Raw genomic sequence first — 21,946 nt, 5'->3', positions numbered from 1 at the left:
AGATGTCCTGCGAAATTGCGGCGCAGTCTAACAAAAACGATTGCGCATTGCTTGATAAAAATGTGTTAACTGTTCAAAGCGACGCCGAAAAGCCGCATTTTTTCAGCACTAAAACGGTTGTTCGGCGCCAGAATGCACAACGCCATGGCAATGCCATGGCGTTGTGGTCTGCGGCGTGAACTTACCCGATGTGGGTCAGACCACCCATGTAGGACTGGAGCGCAGCCGGGATGGCGATGCGACCATCTTCCTGCTGGTAGTTCTCCATCACGGCAACCAGGGTACGACCCACTGCCAGACCGGAGCCGTTCAGGGTGTGCAGCAGCTGCGGCTTGCCGTCGATACGCACGCGAGCCTGCATGCGGCGCGCCTGGAAGTCGGTGCAGTTGGAGACAGAGGAGATCTCGCGGTAAGTGTTCTGGGCCGGCAGCCACACTTCCAGATCGTAGGTCTTGGCAGCGCAGAAGCCCATGTCACCGGTAGAGAGCGCCATCACGCGATACGGCAGCTCCAGCAGTTGCAGCACCTTCTCGGCGTGACCGACCATCTCCTCCAGCGCATCCCAGGAGCTCGAAGGGTGAACCAGCTGAACCATTTCAACCTTGTCGAACTGGTGCATACGGATGAGGCCACGGGTATCACGACCGTAAGAGCCCGCTTCGGAACGGAAGCACGGGCTGTGAGCGGTCATCTTGATCGGCAGTTCCTGCTCTTCGAAGATCTCGTCGCGAGCCATGTTGGTGAGCGGCACTTCGGAAGTCGGGATCAGGGAGAACTTGCGCACCTTGCCCTCTTCTTCCCCTTCACCTTCGATACCGGTATTGAACAGATCCTGGGCAAATTTCGGCAACTGACCGGTGCCATAGAGGCTGTCCGGGTTCACCAGATAGGGCACGTAGCACTCGGTGTAACCGTGCTGCTGGGTGTGCAGATCCAGCATGAACTGAGCCAGGGCACGGTGCAGACGGGCAATCTGACCCTTCATCACCACAAAACGGGTACCGGAGAGTTTGACGCCATTCTTGAAGTCAACGCCCTTGGCCGCTTCGCCCAGATCGATGTGATCCCGTACCGGGAAGCTGAACTCGCGCGGGGTCCCCCAGCGGCGCACTTCCACGTTGTCGTTCTCGTCACGGCCCACCGGAGTGGTCTCGCTCGGCAGGTTGGGGATGGCGTCGGCAATGGCTTTCAGCTGGGCCAGCAGGGCATCCAGCTCGACCTTGCTGGTTTCCAGCTCGTCGTTGATTTTGGAAACGATGGCCTTGAGCGGGGCAACATCTTCACCACGACGGGCAGCTTCACCGATGGATTTGGAGCGGGCGTTGCGCTCGGCCTGCAGCTCCTGGGTACGGGACTGCAGATCCTTGCGTTTCTCTTCCAGAGCGTTGACCGCTGCTACGTCCAGGACGTAGCCACGTGTCGCCAGACGAGCGGCAGCCTCTTCGATATCGCTGCGCAGATATTTGGGATCCAGCATGGTTTACCTACTTTTTTAAAATGGGATCTGGGCCTGAGTCGTCATGACGGGCTGGGAAACAGATCCGGAAGTTAACATCGGTTGGCGCACCCCAATCGTCTTCAGAATCGGGCCTTAACTATCAGGCCTTCGAGATCAAGAAGATGGCGCAAGGCCAAGACAAGCGGGGTCAGACGGGCAGTGTAGCAGACCGCCCCCCCGCCCGAACAGGGACTATTTGTGTCGTTTTTACCGACTTTGGCACGCAAACCGTCCTGCATATTCAAACGCCTGACCAATTTTCAGCCACGCGGGGTAACAAAGGGGCTATTTGCCCCGTTGCTGCGGACTTTGCCGGTCCAGTTCATGGAGGTAGTCGAGCTTCTGGCCAATCTGCTTTTCAAGGCCGCGATCGGTGGGCTGGTAGTACTGCTTGCCGGCAAGCTCGGGCGGGAAGTACTGCTCACCTGCGGCATAGGCGCCCGGCTCGTCATGGGCATAGCGATACTCGGCGCCATAGCCCAGATCGCTCATCAGTTTGGTCGGCGCATTGCGAAGGTGCACCGGCACCTCGAAGTCGGGGAGGTTTTTGGCGTCCGCCAGCGCCGCCTTCCAGGCGGTATAGACCGCATTGCTCTTGGGGGCGCAGGCGAGATAGACAATCGCCTGGGCGATGGCCCGCTCCCCTTCCGCCGGACCAATCCGGTGGAAGCAATCCCAGGCCGACAGGGCGACCTGCATGGCGCGGGGATCGGCATTGCCTACATCTTCCGAGGCAATCGCCAACAAGCGACGAGCGATATAGAGCGGATCGCAACCGGCGCTCACCATACGGGCGTACCAATAGAGCGCCGCATCCGGCGCCGAGCCGCGAATGGATTTGTGCACCGCCGAGATGAGGTCGTAGAAGTGATCGCCCCCCTTGTCGAAACGGGCCACATGCTCCCCCACCACGGCAGCGAGCAGGGCACTGTCGATCACCCGCGCCCCAGTGCTGTCGGTTTCAGCCATGTCGGCCAACAGCTCCAGATAGTTGAGGGATTTACGCCCGTCCCCATCCACCGCCTTGGCCAGCGCCTCTTTGACGCCGGGGGCGAAGGTAAGTGCCGGATCATTGAGACCACGGGGATCGGTCATCGCCTGATCGATCATGGCGAGGATATCGCTCTCCTCCAGCCGCTTGAGCAGATAGACCCGAGCCCGGGAGAGCAGCGCGTTGTTGAGTTCGAACGAGGGGTTTTCGGTGGTGGCACCGATAAAGGTGATGGTGCCATCTTCGATGTGAGGCAGGAACACATCCTGCTGGCTCTTGTTGAAGCGGTGCACCTCATCGACGAACAGGATGGTGCGCACCCCGCGCCAGCTGTTCTCTTTGGCCTTGTCGATGGCGGCGCGGATCTCCTTGATGCCGGAGGTGACCGCAGAGAGTCGCTCCACCTCGGCCTGACAGTAGTGAGCCATTAACTCCGCCAGCGTGGTCTTGCCGGTACCGGGCGGTCCCCACAGGATCATCGAGTGGCAGTGACCCGCCAGAATGGCTTTGCGCAGGGGCTTGTCAGCCCCCAGGATATGTTGCTGACCGATATACTGGTCGAGGTTTTGCGGCCGCATCCGGGCCGCCAGCGGACGAAAGTCCGATGAAAAATCCAGCGACAAGTTACTCATCTATATTGACCGTTCAGTATCACGGATACCACCATGGGAACACGGTCCGACGAGAAATCTAACAAGAGGTTGCTCATCGGTATTGACCACCCAGCGTCACGCCACTCGCCTTTGACTGGCGCAGTGGCGAGCAATCCAACGACCGCTTGCTCATTAACGCTGGTCGTCCAGCTCGACCCCCTTCGGGATCTTGAAAACAAATTCATTGCCCTTGAGCACGGGCTTGCGATTGAAGCTGCTCAGGGTGAATTCACTCCACTGCCCCTGCGCCTCTTTCACATCGAAACGACTGATGTTGTCTTGTCGGTCGAAGGTGACACGAAAGGAGGCGATCAGCTCATCCTTGTTACGGCTAGTGACGGTGTAGACATCCCCCTGCCGGGTCACGTCATAGTTCTTCCAGAACTTGTCGTCATTGCCGGCGATCAGAATAAAGGGGGTGTTGAGCACCGCATCTTTCAGCTTGAGGGCGGTCACCTGCTCGACGAAGGGATCATAGACCCAGACATCCTGACCATCGGCCACGATCAGGCTCTCGTCCGGCGAGGTGGTGTGCCAGTTGAAACGGTTTGGCCGCTGCACCAGCAGATCGCCGCTGGCCTTTTGCAGCTCCTTGCCCTTGCTGTCATAGACGGTCTGGGCAAACTTGGCGGAGAAGAGGCTGACACCCGCCAGCTTCTGTTTGAGATCACTGGCCGCATCAGCCCACACCTGGCTGCTGGCCATCAGCAGCACGGTACCCATCAATAGTTGCTTTTTCATCACGCTCTTCATAAAGACGCTCTCGATAAAAGGCCACGCCCGCAAAGGGCATGGCCAGGGATAATATGAAATGGTGAGGCTTAGTCCCGCACCGGCGGCGGTGCCAGCACGTCGCGCTGACCATTGCCACCCGGTGAGCTGACGATGCCCTGATTCTCCATCTGCTCGATGAGACGGGCTGCCCGGTTGTAACCAATCTTGAACTTGCGCTGGACGCTGGAGGTCGAGCCACGGCGGGACTCCACCACAAAAGCGACCGCTTCGTCGAACAGGGGGTCCAGCTCTTCATCGCCACTACCGCCATATTCGCCGCTGCCACCTTCGCCCCCTGACTCACCGGAGAGGATCTCCTCGATGTAGTTCGGCTCGCCGCGCAGTTTCCAGTCCGCCACCACCTTGTGCACTTCGTGATCATCGACAAAGGCACCGTGTACCCGGGTCGGGTTGGAGGTACCGGCCGGCATGTAGAGCATGTCGCCCATACCAAGCAGAGATTCGGCGCCGCCCTGATCGATGATGGTGCGCGAGTCGATCTTGCTCGACACCTGGAACGAAATACGGGTCGGGATGTTGGCCTTGATAAGACCGGTAATGACATCCACCGACGGACGCTGGGTCGCCAGAATAAGGTGAATACCGGCGGCCCGCGCCTTCTGGGCGATACGGGCGATCAGCTCTTCCACCTTCTTGCCGACGATCATCATCATGTCGGCAAACTCGTCCACCACCACCACGATGTGGGGCAATTTCTCGAGCTCTGGCGGTATCTGGTCCATGGAGTCGCCCGGACGCCACAACGGATCCAGCAGGGGATCCCCCTCCTCGATGGCGGCCAGTACCTTGTCGTTGTAGCCCTTGAGGTTACGCACCCCGACTGCCGACATCAGCTTGTAACGGCGCTCCATCTCGCCCACACACCAGCGCAGGGCGTTGGCGGCGTCCTTCATGTCGGTCACCACCTCGGTCAGCAGATGGGGGATCCCTTCGTAGACCGAGAGTTCCAGCATCTTGGGATCGATCATGATAAAGCGCAGATCATCGGGGGATGACTTGTAGAGCATCGAGATGATCATGGTGTTGACCCCCACCGACTTACCGGAACCCGTGGTACCCGCCACCAGCAGGTGCGGCATCTTGGCAAGGTTCACCACCACCGGTTCACCGGCGATGTCCTGACCCAGGCCCATGGTGAGCGGGTTGCGGCTATCGCGGAAGGCATCGCAGTCGAGGGTCTCGCGCAGGTAAACGGTCTGACGCACCCGGTTGGGCAGCTCGATCCCCACATAGGTCTTGCCGGGGATCACCTCAACTACTCGCACACTGCTGGCAGACAAGGAGCGAGCCAGATCGCGGGACAGGTTGGTGATCTTGCTCGCCTTCATGCCAGGCGCCAGATCCAGTTCAAAACGGGTGATGACCGGGCCCGGATAGACGCCGACCACCTTTGCCTGCACGTTGTAGTCGGCAAGCTTGGCCTCCACCAGACGGCCCATCCGATCCAGCTCATCCTTACTCATCATCTGGGTCTTGGCTGGCGGCCTGTCCAGCAGCTCGATGCTCGGCAGCGGGGGCAGCATAGATTGCGGACGACGCTTGGGCTTGGTCGGTGCAACGGCTACCGGTGCGGCAACCTGATCGTCCCCCTCGGCCCAGGGCAGATCCAGCTCGTTCTCATCATCGTCATCGGCCACAGCCAGTACCGGCTGACGGCGACCATTAGCAGCCGCAACCGCACGTTTCGGCTTGGCAGCCGGAGCCAGCTCATCATCTTCATCATCAAATCTGGGATCGAATTCGAAGGTGTCGTCGTCCAGTTCAGGCAACCACTCCTCCTTGGAGCCTTTCTGGTTTTTGCCTTTGGCGCGGCGCCCCCAGTTATTGTGAGGATCGTCTTCATCCTCGTCATCAAACGCGATGGCTCCTACCCCGCCTTCCAGCAAGGGGTCTGGTCCCTCGTTGCGGGGCTGACGCCAGCCCCCGGTCAGCCAGCGGCCCAGGGTGGTCGGAAAGTGGTAAACAGCGCTGACCGAACCGGTACAAGCTGCGCCAATCTGCTCAACGATGGTGAGCCAGGACCAGCCGGTAAACAGGGTAATGCCGGTGGCCACGAAGCAGAGCAGCATCAGGTTGGCGCCGACACCGCCAAACAGCGGCACCACCGCGGAGGCGATCACATCCCCCACCAGCCCACCGGCGGAGAAGTTCTGCAAATCATTGAAGTTCATGCTGGCAATGGCCGACATGCCAAGCACGGTCAGGATAAAGCCGATGATCCGCACCCCCAGGGTGAGGTAATCCACATCGAGCAGACGGCTCGGACGCCAGAACAGACTCCAGCCCAGCAGCACCACCAGCGGCGGCACCAGATAAGAGAAGGCACCAAAGGTAAACATGGTGATATCGGCGAGCCAGGCACCGGCACTACCGGCGAGGTTCTTGACCTCACCTTGCCAGGAGGTCTGGGACCAGCCGGGATCGGCGGGATGATAGGACAACAGGGCAAGCAGAAGATAAGCAGCCATCAGGGTGATGGCTATCAAGACGGCTTCGAAGATCCGTTGTGTACCTGATAAAGGAGTAAACAGCTTTTTATCGGCCAAACTCCGGCTCCTTTCTGAAAACATGTAATGCAGGAAATAAGGGGGCCTAGTATCCCCGAAAAGCCCATCGATTGTCAGCCAGAGCCTGATGGGACGGGGCCATATTTGCAATTATCTTTACAAGAAGAAACGAGCGGACCGGCCGCTCGTTTCTGACTGTCATGGTGTCTCATATGGAAAAGATACCACGGCATAACCTGCTTTATCGGGTGCTGATCACCAGACGACTGCTCTGCTTGACCTCTTCCATCACCACGTAGGTGCGGGTGTCATTGACACCGGGCAGACGCAGCAGGGTTTCCCCCAACAGACGGCGGTAAGCCGACATGTCGCTGACTCGGGTCTTGAGCAGATAGTCGAAGTCACCGGAAACCAGATGACACTCCTGGATCTCTTCGAGCACCTGAACAGCCTTGTTGAACTGTTCAAACACATCAGGCGCCCCGCGATTGAGGGTTATCTCTACAAACACCAGCAGAGATGCGTCCAGATAATGAGGGTTCAGAATAGCGGCATATCCTTCGATATAACCTTGTCGCTCGAGACGACGGACCCGTTCCAGACACGGTGTAGGACTCAGGCCAACTCGCTTGGACAACTCAACATTCGAAATCCTGCCATCCTTTTGCAGTTCATTGAGAATGTTGCGGTCAATCCTGTCCAAATCCTTTAGCCGACTCTTAGCTTCCATCATTTTATTCCATCCTTTGGCTATTTTTTGGTAAGAATCACCAGTCATTTTATAATTATGGTCACAAATCCTGTCAATACCTGAATATACTAGGCGCAAATGTTAGTTAACATTTATGCAACATTAAACGCCAATCTATAAGCGAGGGATAGCATGATCATCGGTGTACCTAAAGAGATAAAAAACCATGAATACCGCGTAGGCATGGTTCCGGCCAGTGTACGTGAACTGACAGCACGAAACCATACTGTTTTCGTCCAAAGCGGTGCAGGAAACGGCATTGGCTTCAGCGATGCAGATTATATTGCTGTTGGCGCCGAAATTTTGGCCTCTGCAGCAGAGGTTTTCGCCAAAGCCGAGATGATCGTCAAGGTCAAGGAACCTCAGCCTGTTGAATGTGCCATGCTGCGGCCGGGTCAAACCCTGTTCACCTATCTGCATCTGGCGCCAGACTTGCCCCAGACCGAAGCGCTGCTGCAAAGCGGCGCCATCTGCATCGCCTATGAAACCGTCACCGACAGCCGTGGCGGCCTGCCCCTGTTGGCCCCCATGTCGGAAGTAGCCGGACGCATGTCTATTCAGGCGGGTGCCCAGGCGCTGGAAAAATCGCGTGGCGGAAGTGGGGTGCTGCTCGGCGGCGTCCCCGGGGTCGAACCGGCCAAGGTGGTGATCATCGGCGGCGGCGTGGTCGGCTCCAATGCAGCCCGCATGGCCGTTGGTCTGCGGGCAGATGTGACCATCCTCGACAACAACATCGATACCCTGCGCCGTCTCGACAACGAGTTCCAGGGCGCAGCCAAGGTGGTCTACTCCAATAGCGAAAGCCTGGAGCGGCACATTCTGGCGGCCGATCTGGTCATCGGCGGCGTGCTGGTACCGGGTGCCACTGCGCCAAAACTTGTCCGCCGTGACCACATTGCGCGCATGAAGCCGGGTTCTGCCATCGTCGATGTGGCCATCGATCAGGGCGGCTGTGTGGAGACCTCCCACGCCACCACCCACCAGGATCCGACCTATATTGTCGATGAGGTGGTGCACTACTGTGTCGCCAACATGCCGGGGGCGGTGGCCCGCACCTCGACCGTGGCGCTCAACAATGCCACCCTCCCCTTTATTATCAAGCTGGCCCAGCAAGGATATCGTCAGGCACTGCTGAGCGATCCCAACCTGCTGCACGGGCTCAATGTGATGGAGGGCAAACTCACCTGCAAGGAAGTGGCCGTGGCACATGGCCTTGCCTACACGGATCCCCTGACCCTGCTGAACTGATCTGCGCTGGCCCGCGCCAGTAGGAGATGAGTGAAAATCCGCCCGCGATGGGCGGTTTTTTTATTCCGTTATTTTGCATGTCACCCCTTGTGAACACGATTAGTGCAATCGACTCACTGGCCTTTGACCCCGGATCACGAATTCCCTACAATCGCGCAAACTCATCACGTATCGGAAATCACATCATGAGCCAAGTCACTCACAGCAAATTGCTGATCCTGGGGTCAGGCCCGGCCGGTTACACTGCCGCCGTCTACGCAGCCCGCGCCAACCTCAATCCCCTGCTCATCACCGGTATGCAGCAAGGTGGCCAGCTGACCACCACCACCGAGGTAGAGAATTGGCCCGGCGATCCGGAAGGGTTGACCGGCCCGGCGCTGATGGAGCGCATGAAAGCCCACGCCGAGAAGTTCGATACCCGTATCCTTTTCGATCACATCAATAGCGTGGAGCTAACCCAGCGCCCCTTCCGCCTCAAGGGCGACAACGGCGAATACACCTGCGATGCCCTGATCATCGCGACCGGCGCCTCCGCCAAGTATCTGGGTCTGCCCTCCGAAGAGGCCTTCAAGGGCCGCGGCGTCTCAGCTTGTGCCACCTGTGACGGTTTCTTCTATCGCAATCAGGAAGTGGCGGTGATCGGCGGCGGCAACACCGCTGTTGAAGAAGCCCTCTATCTGGCCAACATCGCCAAGAAGGTGCACCTGATCCACCGCCGCGACGAGTTCCGTGCCGAGAAGATCCTGATCAAACGTCTGCACGACAAGGTCGCGAGCGGCAACATAGTGCTGCACACCCACCAGACCCTGGACGAAGTGCTGGGGGATCAGATGGGGGTCACCGGTGTGCGCCTGCGCAACACTCAGGACCACAGCACCAGCGAGCTGCCGCTGATGGGCGTCTTCATCGCCATCGGCCACCAGCCCAATACCCAGATCTTCGATGGCCAGCTGGAGATGCAAAACGGCTACCTGAAGGTTCGTGGCGGGCTGGACGGCTTTGCCACCCAGACCAGCATTGCAGGGGTATTTGCCGCCGGTGACGTGGCCGACCACAACTACCGTCAGGCGATCACCTCTGCCGGTACCGGCTGCATGGCAGCCCTCGATGCCGAACGCTACCTTGACGCGCAATAAACAAGCGCAGTTGTGATATAAGGCATACCAGTCGGTATGCCTTTTTTATTTAAAGGAGTCTAATGAAACAGAAGATATTGATTGTCGAAGATAGCCTGACCATCCGCCGTATGCTGACTCAGGCCATTGCCCAGCAAACTGGCCTCGAGATTGACGCCTTCGATACCCTCGAAGGTGCCCGTCACTGTCGGGGAGAGGAGTATGTGGTCGCGCTGGTGGACCTGACCTTGCCGGATGCGCCCCGTGGCGAAGCGGTCAACGAGCTGCTGGCTCGAGGTTTGCCGGTGGTGATCCTCACTGCCGACATCAGCGAGGATAAACGTGCCGCCTGGCTGGAAACCGGCGTGCTGGACTATGTGATGAAGGATTCGCGCCACTCGCTGCAATATGCCGTCAGTCTGGTGCACCGCCTCTATCTCAACCAGTCTATCGAAGTGCTGGTAGTCGACGACTCACGCACCTCCCGTCACCGCACCATGGCCCAGTTGCGCAAGCAGTTGTTGCAGGTGCATGAGGCCAGTCATGCCCGTGAAGCGATGGCGATGCTGGAGCAACACCCGGACATCCGGCTGGCACTGGTCGACTACTATATGCCGGATATCGATGGCATCAGTCTGGTGCGGATGCTGAGAGAGCGATACAGCAAGCAGCAGCTCGCGATTATCGGGATCTCGGTCTCGGACAAGCGCGGTCTCTCTGCTCGCTACCTCAAGCAGGGCGCCAACGACTTTCTCAACCAGCCGTTCGAGCCGGAAGAGCTGCAGTGCAGGGTCAGCCACAATCTGGAGGCCCTTGAGCAGTTCAACAGTATTCAGGAATCAGCCAATCGTGACTACCTGACCGGTCTCTACAACCGGCGCTACTGGTTCAACGAAGGGCAAAAATGGTTTGAAGAGCATCAGCGCCAGCAGACGCCTCTCGCACTCTGTGTGCTCGATGTGGATCACTTCAAGCAGGTCAACGATCACTGGGGCCATGCCATCGGCGATCAACTGCTCTGCCATCTGACCCGGCTACTGACCCAGTTCTTCCCCGATGCCATGATCGCCCGCTTTGGCGGAGAGGAGTTTGCCATGATGGTGCCTCACTGTACCGTCCCCGTGTTGATCAAGCGTCTTGAAGGGCTGCGTCAGCAGCTGCGCCAGCAACCTTTGTCACCGGAAACCCCGCTCTTTGTTCGCGCCAGTTACGGCGTGATCAGCGTCGGGCGGATATCCATGGACGAGGCGCTGAGCGTAGCGGATCGGCTGCTCTATCAGGCAAAGAACACCGGTCGCGACAAGATAGTCTCTCAAGAGACAGCTATCTGAATCCTCAGGGCATCAGTCCCGTGTATTACCGCCCGACAGACTTTCCAGCAGGAGAGTCTGCGGGTTCCTTCCCTGCCACAGTCTCCCCATCACCATGACTATCGAAAGTCAGTAAGTCTTGTCGACCCGCACCCCATCATCGAAGTAGAGAATGCGCACCTTGTCCCCATTGGCAAAGACCATGGCGGGATCATAATCCTGGATCACGTTGATAAGGGCATTTTGTTCGTTGCGGATCAGCAGCTCCACCAGCTTGTTTTCCACCACGGTTCCCCCTAACTGGTATTGCTGCGCAGCCGCAGCACCCGCGAGCGCCCCGACGGCGGTGGCGATTTCACGGCCATGACCGCCGCCAAACTGGTTGCCCAGCAGGCCGCCCAACACGGCACCACCCAGCGTCTTCCAGCCAGAGTGCTCGGACTCCAGGATCTGGCGCTGGGTAATATTGCGCACCGTTTCGACCTGACCAAACACCACCTGATTGACTGGCCGCGCGGTATTGCGCTGGTAGACCTCCGCCCCGGCGGGCGCCGTGACAAAGCAGAACAAGCTGGATACTATCAGGATAATGGCCTTCATCTATGAACCTCGTTGCCTTATGTCTCGCTATCTTACCCAACTGGATGATGAGCTTTGCTGGTTTCCCGACCCCAGCCATGCGCTGGAAGAGCCCAACGGCTTGCTGGCGATTGGCGGAGATCTCTCCCCGGCCAGATTGCTGGCAGCTTATCACAAGGGGATCTTCCCGTGGAATGAACCCCACCAGCCGACCCTGTGGTGGTCACCGGATCCGCGCGGGGTGATCCGTCCCGACCAACTTCATGTGGGGCGGACACTGCAGAAGACTATCCGCCGTACCCCATTCGATATTTCCGTCAATCGCGCCTTTAATGAAGTCATTACCGCCTGCGCCGCCCCTCGTCGCACTGCCGATGGCACCTGGATCAGCCAACCCATGATCGAGGCCTACCAGCAGTTGCACCGACAGGGTCATGCCCACTCTATCGAGATCTGGCAGGAGGGAGAGTTGCAAGCGGGACTGTATGGCCTCTCTATCGGGCGAGTCTTTTGCGGTGAATCCATGTTCAGCCGGATTGATAACGGCGCCAAGCTGGCCATGGTGGCACTCTGTCGCCACTTTTCACGCCATGGTGGAGCACTTATCGATTGCCAGATGCAGAACCCGTTTCTGGCGACCCTGGGTATCGAGGAGTGGCCAAGGGCCCGTTTTCTGGCCGAGCTGACTCGCCTTGGCCATCAACCACTATTGGCTTCCTGCTGGCAAGAGGGGGAGATCAGCCTATGACTGAAGAAGTGATCCTTAAAGTAGGGCTGACTCCCAAGCATCCCTGCAGTTATCTGGACCATGAACAGGAGCAGCTGCTGGTACTGATGGATCACAATCTGCTCAACGCCAACGGCTACGAGCGATTGTTGACTGCCGGTTTTCGCCGCAGTGGCAACGATATCTATCGCCCCCACTGCCCGGCGTGCCATGCCTGCCAGTCCCTTCGTATTCACAGCGAGCGCTTTCGCCCCAGCCGCGGCCAAAAGCGGATCCGCCAGCTCAACAAAGATATCGAGATCGTCCTGAGCTACGATGACAAGCCCGAGTATTACCAGCTCTACGAACGTTATATCCGCGAACGCCATCGCGATGGCAGCATGTATCCCCCCAACCGCAGCCAGTATCGCGGGTTTCTCCATTGTGACTGGATGCCGCCGCTCTACCTGGAGATGCGCAAAGAGGACCGCCTTATCGGTGTCGCCACCACAGACCTGCTCCCCCACTCCTTGAGCGCCATGTACACCTTCTTCGATCCGGATTATGCCGATCGCTCCCTGGGCACCTTTGCCATCCTCTGCCAGCTCGATCTGGCCAAGCGAACCGGGCGAAGCTGGCTCTATCTTGGCTATCTGGTGGAGGCGTGCCGCAAGATGAATTACAAACGCAATTACCTCCCTCATGAGCTGTTAATTCAGGGCGAATGGAAAAATATCGACACCAAGCCCGAGTAAACTTTACACATAGCCTTAAATCCGGCATGATCCAGCGGTTTTTTGTTGTGGCTTATCAAGAGGATTCAATGGCTAAAGAAGACAGTATTGAGATGCAGGGCACTATTCTCGAAACCCTGCCCAATACCATGTTCCGTGTGGAACTGGAGAATGGTCACGTGGTTATCGCTCATATTTCAGGCAAGATGCGCAAAAACTACATTCGTATCCTGACTGGAGACAAAGTAACGGTAGCACTGACTCCCTACGATCTCTCCAAGGGACGTATTGTTTTCCGCTCTCGCTAAGCCAGGAATTCAGCAAAAAACCCCAACCTGTCGGTTGGGGTTTTTTGTCGTTGTCTGATCACTGACGCTTAGTGGGAAACAGCTTCAACATTGACCTGAAAATCAAAGCTGAGGCTGTCACTTCCCAACTCAACCTTCACTATCCCCCCATCAACCAGTGATCCGAACAGGATCTCGTTGGCCAAGGGCTTCTTGAGGTGCTCCTGGATCACCCGCCCCATCGGTCTGGCGCCCATGGCTCTGTCATATCCCTTCTCCGCCAACCAGTGGCGGGCACGCTCGGACACCTCAAGAGAAACTCCCTTCGCATCCAGTTGAACCTGCAATTCGACAATGAACTTGTCGACCACCTGATGGATCACCGTCATATCGAGATGGTTGAACCAGATGGTGTGATCAAGCCGGTTACGAAACTCCGGACTGAAGGTCTTGTTGATCACCGCCATGGCATCGTGGCTCAAATCCTGCTGCTGGAAGCCAATCGATTTGCGCTGGGTCTCCTGCACACCGGCGTTGGTAGTCATCACCAGAATAACGTTACGGAAATCCGCCTTGCGCCCGTTGTTATCGGTCAGGGTACCGTTGTCCATCACCTGCAACAGCAGGTTGAACACATCCGGATGCGCCTTCTCAATCTCGTCGAGCAACACCACCGAGTGAGGATGCTTGATCACCGCATCGGTCAGCAAACCACCCTGTTCAAAACCGACATAACCGGGAGGCGCACCAATCAGGCGAGATACGGTATGGCGTTCCATGTACTCGGACATATCAAAGCGCAGCATCTCGACACCCAATGCCTTGCCCAACTGCTGGGTCACCTCTGTTTTACCGACACCAGTGGGGCCCGCAAACAAGAAGCAACCAACCGGACGGCGCTCGTTGCCAAGGCCTGAGCGTGACAGGCGAATGGCATCTGCCAACACTTCGATAGCCTTGTCCTGACCAAAGACTACCATCTTCAGATTGCGCTCCAGGTGCTTCAGTACCTCTTTATCAGAGGAGGAGACTGATTTCTCCGGAATGCGGGCAATCTTGGCCACAATGGACTCAATCTCCTGCACATTGATCACTTTCTTGCGTTTACTCGCAGGCAGCAACCGCTGACCGGCACCCGCCTCGTCGATCACGTCGATCGCCTTGTCGGGCAAGTGACGATCATTGATGTACTTGGCAGAGAGCTCGGCAGCCGCACGGATCGCCTTGGCGGTGTAGCGCACGCCGTGGTGGGCCTCATAACGGCTTTTGAGTCCCATCAGGATACGCGTGGTATCATCAACTGTCGGCTCGATGATATCGATCTTCTGGAAACGACGTGCCAGCGCACGGTCTTTTTCAAAGATCTGGGCATACTCCTGATAAGTGGTGGATCCCACACAGCGGAGCAAACCATTGGAGAGCAGCGGCTTGATCAGGTTGGCCGCATCCAGTTGCCCACCAGATGCCGCACCGGCACCGATGATGGTATGGATCTCGTCGATAAAGAGGATGGCCCCTTCCTGACGCTCAATCTGCTTGAGCAGTACCTTGAGGCGCTTCTCGAAATCACCGCGATATTTGGTACCCGCCAGCAGAGACCCCATATCCAGCGAATAGATGGTGCTACCCGCAATCACCTCGGGGACATCACCCTTGACGATACGATATGCCAGCCCTTCGGCAATGGCGGTTTTGCCTACGCCCGCCTCCCCCACTAGCAGCGGGTTATTCTTGCGACGGCGGCAGAGCACCTGGATGGTACGATTGAGCTCCTGATCACGGCCAATCAGTGGATCGATGCGCCCTTCCAGCACCAGCTGGTTCAGGTTGGTGGCAAAGCTCTCGATCTGGGCAGCCGAGACATCATCATCAGACTCGGGATTGTTATTGCTACCGAGTTCCGGTTTGCTGTCCTTGCGCACCCCGTGAGAGAGAAAATTGACAACATCGAGACGGCTGATCTCGGCTTTTTTCAGGAAATAGGCCGCTTGTGACTCCTGCTCGCTGAAGATAGCGACCAACACGTTAGCGCCACTCACTTCGGTATTGCCGGAGGATTGCACATGGAAGACAGCACGCTGTAACACCCGCTGGAACCCCAGTGTCGGCTGGGTTTCACGATCTTCATCGTCGCGCGGTATGAGTGGCGTAGTTTGAGTGATGAATGCGTGGATCTCCTTGCGCATCTGCTCGACATCGGCACCACAGGAGCTCAGCGCCTCATGGGCTGAATTGTTATCCAGAAGGGCTAACAACAGGTGCTCAACGGTCATGAATTCATGGCGCTCGTCACGAGCCAACTTGAAAGCTTCGTTTAGCGTCTTTTCCAGATCTTTATTCAACATAGGCACCTCCCCTAGTACAGCAACAATGTGGTGTCATACTCGCCATCAAGTCATCAGTATCAAGCCTTTTCCATAGTACAGAGCAGTGGATGCTCGTTGTTACGTGCATAGGTGTTGACTTGGACAACCTTGGTTTCAGCGATCTCTGCAGTAAACATGCCGCAGACCCCCTTACCACTATAATGCACACTCAGCATGACCTGAGTCGCCTTGTCCAAATCCATACCAAAGAACTTTTGCAGCACCTCCACCACAAACTCCATCGGCGTGTAGTCATCGTTGTTCAACACAACCTTATACATGGGTGGCGGCTGTAGCTTTGTTTTCTCTGCTTCTGCAATATCTTCATTAGCAAAGAGTTCTTTCTGCTTGCTCATAATCGCGCTTTGGTACCTCTAGATTACTACCGTCTAACACAAGCTTGTCAATAGACTTGTTAACCAGATCACATCAGCTGTTAACAACTTCTTGACTCGCTCAAAAGTTAGACTAGATTGGTTACTTGCTAATCTGTGCCCGTCTGCTATGGGCTCATGTCCCTAGTTATAAAGGGCTGGCGCAGGTTACTCAACGACTTCTGGGTAATCAATAAAAGGATGTAGAAGTATGGCAACCGGCACAGTTAAGTGGTTTAACAACGCAAAAGGATTTGGGTTTATCTGTCCGGAAGGGGGCGGTGAGGATATCTTCGCTCACTACTCCACGATTCAAATGGAGGGCTACAAGACTCTGAAAGCGGGTCAGGCCGTCAATTTTGAACTGCAACAGGGGCCGAAAGGAAATCACGCTTCTGTGATTGTGCCAAACGAAGCACAAAATATGTAAATAACACCCGTTGGATAAATAAAAAACCGGTTCCTCTCTGAGCAACCGGTTTTTTATTGTCAGATTTCTGGCGAGTCCTGCCGCCTCACGGGATCACAGGGTTATCACCAGCCATGATCAGTCGTGATATTCACTGCAGGCGATCAGGGTATTTTCCATCAGGCTGGCCACCGTCATCGGGCCCACGCCACCGGGTACCGGAGTAATGAAGGAGGCATGGCTGCGCGCCGTCTCAAACTCCACATCCCCGACCAGCGAGCCATCCGCCAGGCGATTGATCCCCACATCAATTACCAGTGCTCCCGGCTTGATCCACTCACCCGGAATAAAGTTGGGCTTGCCGACCGCAACAACCAGCAGATCGGCACGGCGTACCTGCTCTTCCAGATCCCGCGTAAAACGATGGCAAGTCGTGGTCGTGCAACCCGCCAGCAACAATTCGAGGGTCATGGGACGCCCCACGATGTTGGACGCTCCCACCACGACCGCATGCAGACCGTGCGTCTTCACGCCCGTGGTCTCAATCAGCGTCATGATCCCTTTCGGTGTGCAGGGACGCAGCGCCGGAATACGTTGGGCCAGACGGCCGACGTTATACGGGTGGAATCCATCTACATCCTTGTCAGGCTGGATCCGCTCCAGTACCAGAGTGGTATCGAAGTGAGCCGGCAACGGCAACTGAACCAGAATGCCATCTACGTGACTATCTGCATTTAGTTGGTCGATCAGCGCCAGCAACTCTTCCTGGCTGGCAGTTGCACTCAGATCATAGGAGCGGGAGAGAAACCCCACCTCCTCGCACGCCCGGCGTTTGCTGCCGACATAGACCTGAGAGGCGGGATCCGCCCCCACCAGAATGACTGCCAGCCCTGGAGCCCGTTTCCCTGCCGCCAACCGCTGTTGGACTTGCGCCGCGACCTGGTTGCGAATCGTTTGCGCAACCTGTTTTCCATCTATGATTTTGGCAGACATCGTTCTCCACTCACCATGTGTTCAACTGCCGCGCATTGTCGCATTTTTTTAGCCGGGATGTTAGCGGCAGGCACGTGCCAGACCTCTAGCGGGCAATAAGTAGGCACTTGAATTTACTGGGGGAAAAAGTCATTGACGCTGGCCCGTACGCTTGGCTATGATGCCCGCCCGTTGCCCAGTAAGACTGTTGTCGATATGCTGGCAAGGGGTTTTCGGTGATTAGCGCAGCCCGGTAGCGCATCTGGTTTGGGACCAGAGGGTCAAAGGTTCGAATCCTTTATCACCGACCATGTTCATCGACTTGTCGTCAAGACGTGTTGATACAAAGCGCCCTTAGCTCAGTTGGATAGAGCAACGGCCTTCTAAGCCGTGGGTCGCAGGTTCGAATCCTGCAGGGCGCGCCATTGATGTTCCCCTTCCTTTTGGATTGGCGAATGTTGATAAAGATTTCAGTGGTGGCTGTAGCTCAGTTGGTAGAGTCCCGGATTGTGATTCCGGTTGTCGTGGGTTCGAGCCCCATCAGCCACCCCATTACTCCATCGATGATTGCCGCAAGGTGATATCAATCGATTTGGCGCAGTGCATTTATTGCCTGCACCACAAAAAACCGGCCAAGGCCGGTTTTTTGTTTTACCCTCTGCAACGTCGCAACCTTATCTAGACATCCCCTCTCACTGGATCGTGATACCCCGGTACGCATCCAGCACGTTTATTCTCCATATGGCGAGTCGCAGCTATCTTGAGCTGCTGATCTGCTTCGCCAGCCTCGACGATCAGCCATCAGACCCCTTCAATCTGCTTGATGCTCTGGACCTTCAGCTGATACGCCTCCAAAGGTCCCAATCCGGCATACAAGTACAACAGGGGAACCCACCAGTCCTGCCATTTCAGTTTTTTGCCTTTCTGTAATTGTTTGCTGTGCAAACTGGCACAGTTGTGGGCAATGCCAGCGTACCCTGTCGTCATCTTGCGCGTTTGATGGGGTTCTTGCCCGCAGTCAGCCTCTCGAACGGGTTGCGAGTGCAATAGTCCGGCACCACACACCCATGGAGTAACTGTTTCAGTGCAGCCAGGTAATCCTCCCCGGTTTTGACACTGATGTCGCGCTTGTGCAGCAAACTGTTGCGGTACTCCTGCGCCAGGGTCGGTGCCACCTCATTGATCTTGATCCGTTCGGCCAGGTGACAAACGCGTTACTCCTAAGTCGGAGCTGGCCCATCGACTTGTGCTGGATCCCCTCACAGGTTTTAGTCTCGATGAATCTCGCCAGTGCGTGGCTGAGGGTGATCCCACTGCTGGAGCAAGCTGAGGCATCAACAGAAGGTTCACGAGGTGTGGAAGGTGTTTGAGGAGGGAGGATGAACCCCGCTGCCTTGAACGCGTCAAGATCGGCGCGGATCCAGCGATAGAAACTGCGGGGGGCTGTATCGGCAGGGGTAGCCGTGATAAGTGCGCGAGTGCGAGCTGCCACAGCCAGGTTTCGGTCTACGGCGAGCTGACGATCTTTGGTGCAAAGGGAAGTACGGATAGCGAAGAGCAAGCCAGGGTCACGTAATGACTTAGGCAGCGGGAGACGAGTGTAGTAGGTGCCGGAGGCATTTTTACCCAGATACATGATTGTTCCACCCAGTTGATCCAGGAAAAAATCACGTAAGCCTAGAAATGAAAAAACCCGTTGAAATTCAACGGGTTATATTTGGCGGTGAGGGAGGGATTCGAACCCTCGATACGTTGCCGTATACACACTTTCCAGGCGTGCTCCTTCAGCCACTCGGACACCTCACCAAATTTTTTCTTCTTTGAAGTGGCTTTCTGAGCACGCCATGCGTGCTTTTTTACCTACTTCATCGGTGGGCAGCCACTCGGGTAGCTCACCAAAATTTTGTCTGTGATTTAACGTGTTCAGCCAACACAATGTTCGCTGCGCTGTCGCGTTGGAACGGGGCGTAATTTAGGGGAAAGCCCCGCCCGCGTCAACGGCTTTTTTCACTTGGCGAATCGTTCGAACACTTAATGCACAGATTCCGGTGCTACCTGGATTTCAGGCAGGTTGAGAAAGCCGGAACGTTCGCATTCGGCAACCAGTTCGTGGGTGGCTGCGATGGTGCTTTGCACGAACAGCAGGAACTGCTCGACACTGAGCCCGGCCTTGGTAAAGACGGTATGGCCGACCACCAGCCGCGGCAGGTTGTCATCGATGATATCGAGGAACACCTTGAGGGAGGGGTACTGCATATTGAGTCGTCCCAGTTCGGCAACCAGCGGTAACAGAGCCGAGGGGCGAACTTCCAACTCGGAAGAGAACAGCAGGCCCTCCTCTTCCACGAAGATCCGGCTCTCCTGAATACCGTCGACCGACTGCAAAGAGACAATGTGGATACCGTGACACTGGTCGCAGACATAGTGCTCGATACGAGCCTGTTGCAACCAACGCATTATCATTTCGGAGCTGGGGATATTCATCATTTCCACGACACGATTGGGATCAAGGGGCGCAGTCTAAACCAATTTGCTATCAACAAAAAGCACGCCAACCCGATAACCATGCGGCTCGCTTCTTTTTGGCAAGCGCTATGCATATACTCAGCCAAATCCACGATGATATTTGCCCCGCAGAGGGCCCCATGACCATCCAAGAAAAGTATCGCCTGCATCTGAAATCACTCTCGGATGAGCTGCTCGTCCTGCAAAACCCAATCCGGATCCTGGATGCCATCAAATGGCCACGCCATCTGCAGGATCGCTTTCTGGCAAGCGGTGGCAGGGAGCTGCCCGCTATCGACAGTCACTTCTATAATGCCCTCCCCCTTGGCTTCGAGCCGCGCAACAAGTATCTGGAACTCAAGGAGTTGCGGGACAGGATCCGCAGAAAGCTGGGGCCGCAGGACGATCTTGGCCGGATCCTGCAAGGGACAGTTGATCAGTACATGGTGGTGATCGAGATGCTGCGCCAGCGCGGCCAACCCGATTTTCAGCGTTACAGCCAGCTGCTTTATGGCTCTGCCAGCGCTCACCTGCGCGGGGATCGCAAGACCCTCAAGGAGCTGGGCGCCCGGCTGTGCGACATCTTCTCCCTGCCCGGTGCACGCCATCTGGTGCGCCCCTACCCCAAGGAGTTCGCAGGAGACGCCGCGGTAGCCAAACTGCAGGGTAAGCTGTCGAGCTACTTCAGTGATGGCACTGTGCAGGTGAAGCTGAGCGATGGCATCGTCTCCGATGCCGCGGCCGGTGGCGACTACATCAAGCTCAACGCCCACGCCCGTTTCTCCGAGCTGGACTTGCAGGTGTTGGAAGTACACGAGGGGTGGGTTCATGTCGGCACCACCCTCAACGGTCGCCAGCAGCCCTATGCCACCTGGCTGAGCGCTGGTTCACCGCGGATCACCGCCTGTCAGGAGGGGCTGGCCGTCCTGATAGAGACCCTCACCTTCAGCTCCTTTCCGGATCGGGCCAAGCGCATCTCCGATCGGGTGATGGCCATCGACATGGCCGAGCGCGGCGCCGATTTTATCGAGGTGTTTCAGCACTTCGTGCAGCAAGGCACCAGCGAGCACGACGCCTACAAGATCACCCAGCGGGTCTTTCGTGGCGGCATGGTGGGCGGCGGCGCCTGCTTTACCAAGGATCTCTCCTACGTGCGTGGCTATGTGGAGACGGTCAACTTTATCCGCAGCGCCGTGCTGGAAGGGGTACCCGAGATCCTGCCGATGCTGTTTGTCGGCAAGGTGACACTGGATGATATTCCGGTGCTCTATCAGCACTATCTGGAGGGGCTGATCGCCGCTCCCCGCTATTTGCCGCCGATGTTTCGCGATCTCACCGGCCTCTATGTCTGGTTCGGTTTTGCCTCCGGCATGTCACTGGTGGATATCGGCCGGGTACAGCACCATTTTCGCCAGCTGTTTCAACGCCTGCCGGTGGCCGACCCCATCATCGCGCCGGTGGATATCGAGATCGACTGAACCACAGCGATACAAGTTGGGGAAAATAAAAAGGGCGCCAGATTGGCGCCCTACTCGACGATTCAAATATCGCAGCCGACTTACTTGTAGGCCCGACCTTCGAGATAGTGTTTGCGACAGAGCGACACATAGCGATCGTTGCCGCCGATCTCCACCTGTTCGCCATCACGCATCACCTGACCCGCTTCGTTGACCCGGGAGTTCATGTGAGCCTTGTTGCCGCACCAGCAGATGCTCTTCAGCTCCTCAAACTTGTCGGCCAGACAGAGCAGATGGTAGGAACCGGGGAACAGCTCGCCACGAAAATCGGTCTTGAGGCCATAGGCCATCACCGGAATATCCTGCTCATCGACGATGCGGGCCAGCTGGTAGACCTGCTCACGGGTCAGGAACTGGGCCTCGTCCACGATAAAAACATCGATATGTTTCTTCGCATGACGCGCTTTCACCATTTCAAACAGATCACAGCTGTCGCTGAACACGTCCACCTTCAGCTCAAGGCCAACCCGGGCACTGATCACCCCGACCCCGAAACGGTCGTCGATGGCTGGCGTCATCGCCAGAGGATGCATACCCCGCTCCAGATAGTTGAAGTGCGCCTGAATAAGCTGGGTGGATTTGCCTGAATTCATGGTGGCAAATTTGTAGTGCAGTGAAGCCATGATACG

21 protein-coding genes and 4 tRNA genes are annotated in these 21,946 nt (G+C 56.8%); 12 read left to right on the top strand and 13 right to left on the bottom strand.

All coding sequences use genetic code 11. The features are described 5' to 3' along the window. The first annotated feature begins 2 nt into the window (after positions 1-2). Positions 3-179 carry a hypothetical protein gene (locus BN1117_RS19480; RefSeq protein WP_156129969.1) on the top strand — a complete coding sequence of 59 codons (177 nt, stop codon included), beginning with the start codon at positions 3-5 and terminating at the stop codon, positions 177-179. Between the two features lie 2 nt (positions 180-181). Here the strand turns inward: BN1117_RS19480 and serS are convergent, their stop codons facing one another. The 5 genes from serS to lrp all read right to left on the bottom strand — a co-directional run bounded on the left by serS (position 182) and on the right by lrp (position 7,177). Then, entirely contained in the window at positions 182-1,477 is a 1,296-nt protein-coding gene (serS, locus tag BN1117_RS11885; RefSeq protein WP_040097607.1) for a serine--tRNA ligase, read from the bottom strand. Positions 1,478-1,783: 306 nt separating this feature from the next. Beyond that, the gene (locus BN1117_RS11880; protein ID WP_040097606.1) at positions 1,784-3,121 is read right to left on the bottom strand and encodes a replication-associated recombination protein A; all 1,338 of its coding nucleotides are present in this window, start codon (positions 3,119-3,121) and stop codon (positions 1,784-1,786) included. 153 nt (positions 3,122-3,274) lie between these two features. Then, entirely contained in the window at positions 3,275-3,883 is a 609-nt protein-coding gene (gene lolA / locus BN1117_RS11875) for an outer membrane lipoprotein periplasmic chaperone LolA (RefSeq protein WP_040097668.1), read from the bottom strand. 80 nt (positions 3,884-3,963) lie between these two features. Next, on the bottom strand, positions 3,964-6,483 hold the full coding sequence (locus BN1117_RS11870) for a DNA translocase FtsK (RefSeq protein WP_040097605.1): 2,520 nt from the start codon (positions 6,481-6,483) through the stop codon (positions 3,964-3,966). Between the two features lie 202 nt (positions 6,484-6,685). Further along, the gene (gene lrp, locus BN1117_RS11865; protein WP_005300047.1) at positions 6,686-7,177 is read right to left on the bottom strand and encodes a leucine-responsive transcriptional regulator Lrp; all 492 of its coding nucleotides are present in this window, start codon (positions 7,175-7,177) and stop codon (positions 6,686-6,688) included. A 150-nt stretch (positions 7,178-7,327) separates the two neighbouring features. On the opposite strand from lrp, the gene ald reads away from it, so the two are divergent. The 3 genes from ald to BN1117_RS11850 all read left to right on the top strand — a co-directional run bounded on the left by ald (position 7,328) and on the right by BN1117_RS11850 (position 10,889). Further along, positions 7,328-8,443, top strand: coding sequence for an alanine dehydrogenase (gene ald, locus BN1117_RS11860; protein ID WP_040097604.1), 1,116 nt, complete (start codon positions 7,328-7,330; stop codon positions 8,441-8,443). 185 nt (positions 8,444-8,628) lie between these two features. Then, positions 8,629-9,579 carry a thioredoxin-disulfide reductase gene (gene trxB / locus BN1117_RS11855; protein ID WP_040097603.1) on the top strand — a complete coding sequence of 317 codons (951 nt, stop codon included), beginning with the start codon at positions 8,629-8,631 and terminating at the stop codon, positions 9,577-9,579. Positions 9,580-9,641: 62 nt separating this feature from the next. Next, entirely contained in the window at positions 9,642-10,889 is a 1,248-nt protein-coding gene (locus tag BN1117_RS11850) for a diguanylate cyclase (protein WP_005351207.1), read from the top strand. A gap of 108 nt (positions 10,890-10,997) precedes the next feature. Here BN1117_RS11850 and BN1117_RS11845 read toward each other — a convergent pair whose 3' ends face one another. Further along, on the bottom strand, positions 10,998-11,468 hold the full coding sequence (locus tag BN1117_RS11845; RefSeq protein ID WP_040097602.1) for an outer membrane lipoprotein: 471 nt from the start codon (positions 11,466-11,468) through the stop codon (positions 10,998-11,000). Between the two features lie 19 nt (positions 11,469-11,487). On the opposite strand from BN1117_RS11845, the gene aat reads away from it, so the two are divergent. From aat to infA, 3 genes are all read left to right on the top strand, one after another. Continuing rightward, positions 11,488-12,195: a leucyl/phenylalanyl-tRNA--protein transferase gene (gene aat, locus BN1117_RS11840; RefSeq protein ID WP_040097601.1), complete on the top strand. Its 708-nt coding sequence runs from the start codon at positions 11,488-11,490 to the stop codon at positions 12,193-12,195. Beyond that, positions 12,192-12,908: an arginyltransferase gene (locus BN1117_RS11835; protein ID WP_040097600.1), complete on the top strand. Its 717-nt coding sequence runs from the start codon at positions 12,192-12,194 to the stop codon at positions 12,906-12,908. The genes aat and BN1117_RS11835 overlap by 4 nt, the downstream gene beginning before the upstream one ends. Positions 12,909-12,976: 68 nt before the next feature. Beyond that, entirely contained in the window at positions 12,977-13,195 is a 219-nt protein-coding gene (gene infA / locus BN1117_RS11830; protein WP_005300033.1) for a translation initiation factor IF-1, read from the top strand. Between the two features lie 68 nt (positions 13,196-13,263). Here infA and clpA read toward each other — a convergent pair whose 3' ends face one another. Together clpA and clpS are read right to left on the bottom strand one after the other, a co-directional pair. Then, positions 13,264-15,519 carry an ATP-dependent Clp protease ATP-binding subunit ClpA gene (gene clpA / locus BN1117_RS11825; protein WP_040097599.1) on the bottom strand — a complete coding sequence of 752 codons (2,256 nt, stop codon included), beginning with the start codon at positions 15,517-15,519 and terminating at the stop codon, positions 13,264-13,266. Positions 15,520-15,578: 59 nt separating this feature from the next. Then, entirely contained in the window at positions 15,579-15,896 is a 318-nt protein-coding gene (gene clpS / locus BN1117_RS11820) for an ATP-dependent Clp protease adapter ClpS (protein WP_040097598.1), read from the bottom strand. A gap of 229 nt (positions 15,897-16,125) precedes the next feature. Here clpS and cspD point away from each other — a divergent pair, with 229 nt between their 5' ends. Next, on the top strand, positions 16,126-16,344 hold the full coding sequence (cspD, locus tag BN1117_RS11815) for a cold shock-like protein CspD (RefSeq protein WP_005300025.1): 219 nt from the start codon (positions 16,126-16,128) through the stop codon (positions 16,342-16,344). Positions 16,345-16,461: 117 nt separating this feature from the next. Here the strand turns inward: cspD and folD are convergent, their stop codons facing one another. Next, positions 16,462-17,316, bottom strand: coding sequence for a bifunctional methylenetetrahydrofolate dehydrogenase/methenyltetrahydrofolate cyclohydrolase FolD (folD, locus tag BN1117_RS11810; protein WP_040097596.1), 855 nt, complete (start codon positions 17,314-17,316; stop codon positions 16,462-16,464). A gap of 213 nt (positions 17,317-17,529) precedes the next feature. Between folD and BN1117_RS11805 the strand changes: the two genes are divergently transcribed. From BN1117_RS11805 to BN1117_RS11795, 3 genes are all read left to right on the top strand, one after another. After that, a tRNA-Pro gene (locus tag BN1117_RS11805) sits at positions 17,530-17,606 on the top strand. 37 nt (positions 17,607-17,643) lie between these two features. Then, positions 17,644-17,720: transfer RNA gene (locus BN1117_RS11800), tRNA-Arg, on the top strand. A gap of 51 nt (positions 17,721-17,771) precedes the next feature. After that, positions 17,772-17,847: transfer RNA gene (locus BN1117_RS11795), tRNA-His, on the top strand. A 431-nt stretch (positions 17,848-18,278) separates the two neighbouring features. Here BN1117_RS11795 and BN1117_RS11785 read toward each other — a convergent pair. From BN1117_RS11785 to BN1117_RS11775, 3 genes are all read right to left on the bottom strand, one after another. Beyond that, entirely contained in the window at positions 18,279-18,470 is a 192-nt protein-coding gene (locus BN1117_RS11785) for a hypothetical protein (protein WP_040097593.1), read from the bottom strand. A 543-nt stretch (positions 18,471-19,013) separates the two neighbouring features. Further along, a tRNA-Ser gene (locus BN1117_RS11780) sits at positions 19,014-19,101 on the bottom strand. Between the two features lie 225 nt (positions 19,102-19,326). Further along, positions 19,327-19,782 carry a type III secretion system chaperone family protein gene (locus BN1117_RS11775; RefSeq protein ID WP_005346451.1) on the bottom strand — a complete coding sequence of 152 codons (456 nt, stop codon included), beginning with the start codon at positions 19,780-19,782 and terminating at the stop codon, positions 19,327-19,329. Positions 19,783-19,940: 158 nt separating this feature from the next. On the opposite strand from BN1117_RS11775, the gene BN1117_RS11770 reads away from it, so the two are divergent. Beyond that, positions 19,941-21,278, top strand: a complete 1,338-nt coding sequence (locus BN1117_RS11770) for a flavohemoglobin expression-modulating QEGLA motif protein (RefSeq protein ID WP_040097590.1) — start codon at positions 19,941-19,943, stop codon at positions 21,276-21,278. A gap of 80 nt (positions 21,279-21,358) precedes the next feature. Here the strand turns inward: BN1117_RS11770 and BN1117_RS11765 are convergent, their stop codons facing one another. Continuing rightward, positions 21,359-21,940, bottom strand: a complete 582-nt coding sequence (locus BN1117_RS11765; protein WP_005351181.1) for a thymidine kinase — start codon at positions 21,938-21,940, stop codon at positions 21,359-21,361. Positions 21,941-21,946: the final 6 nt, after the last annotated feature.

The sequence above is a fragment of the Aeromonas australiensis genome, assembly GCF_000819725.1.
Lineage (GTDB): Bacteria > Pseudomonadota > Gammaproteobacteria > Enterobacterales > Aeromonadaceae > Aeromonas > Aeromonas australiensis.
Note: the sequence above shows the minus strand (reverse complement) of the source record. Positions and strands in the feature narration are given on the sequence as shown.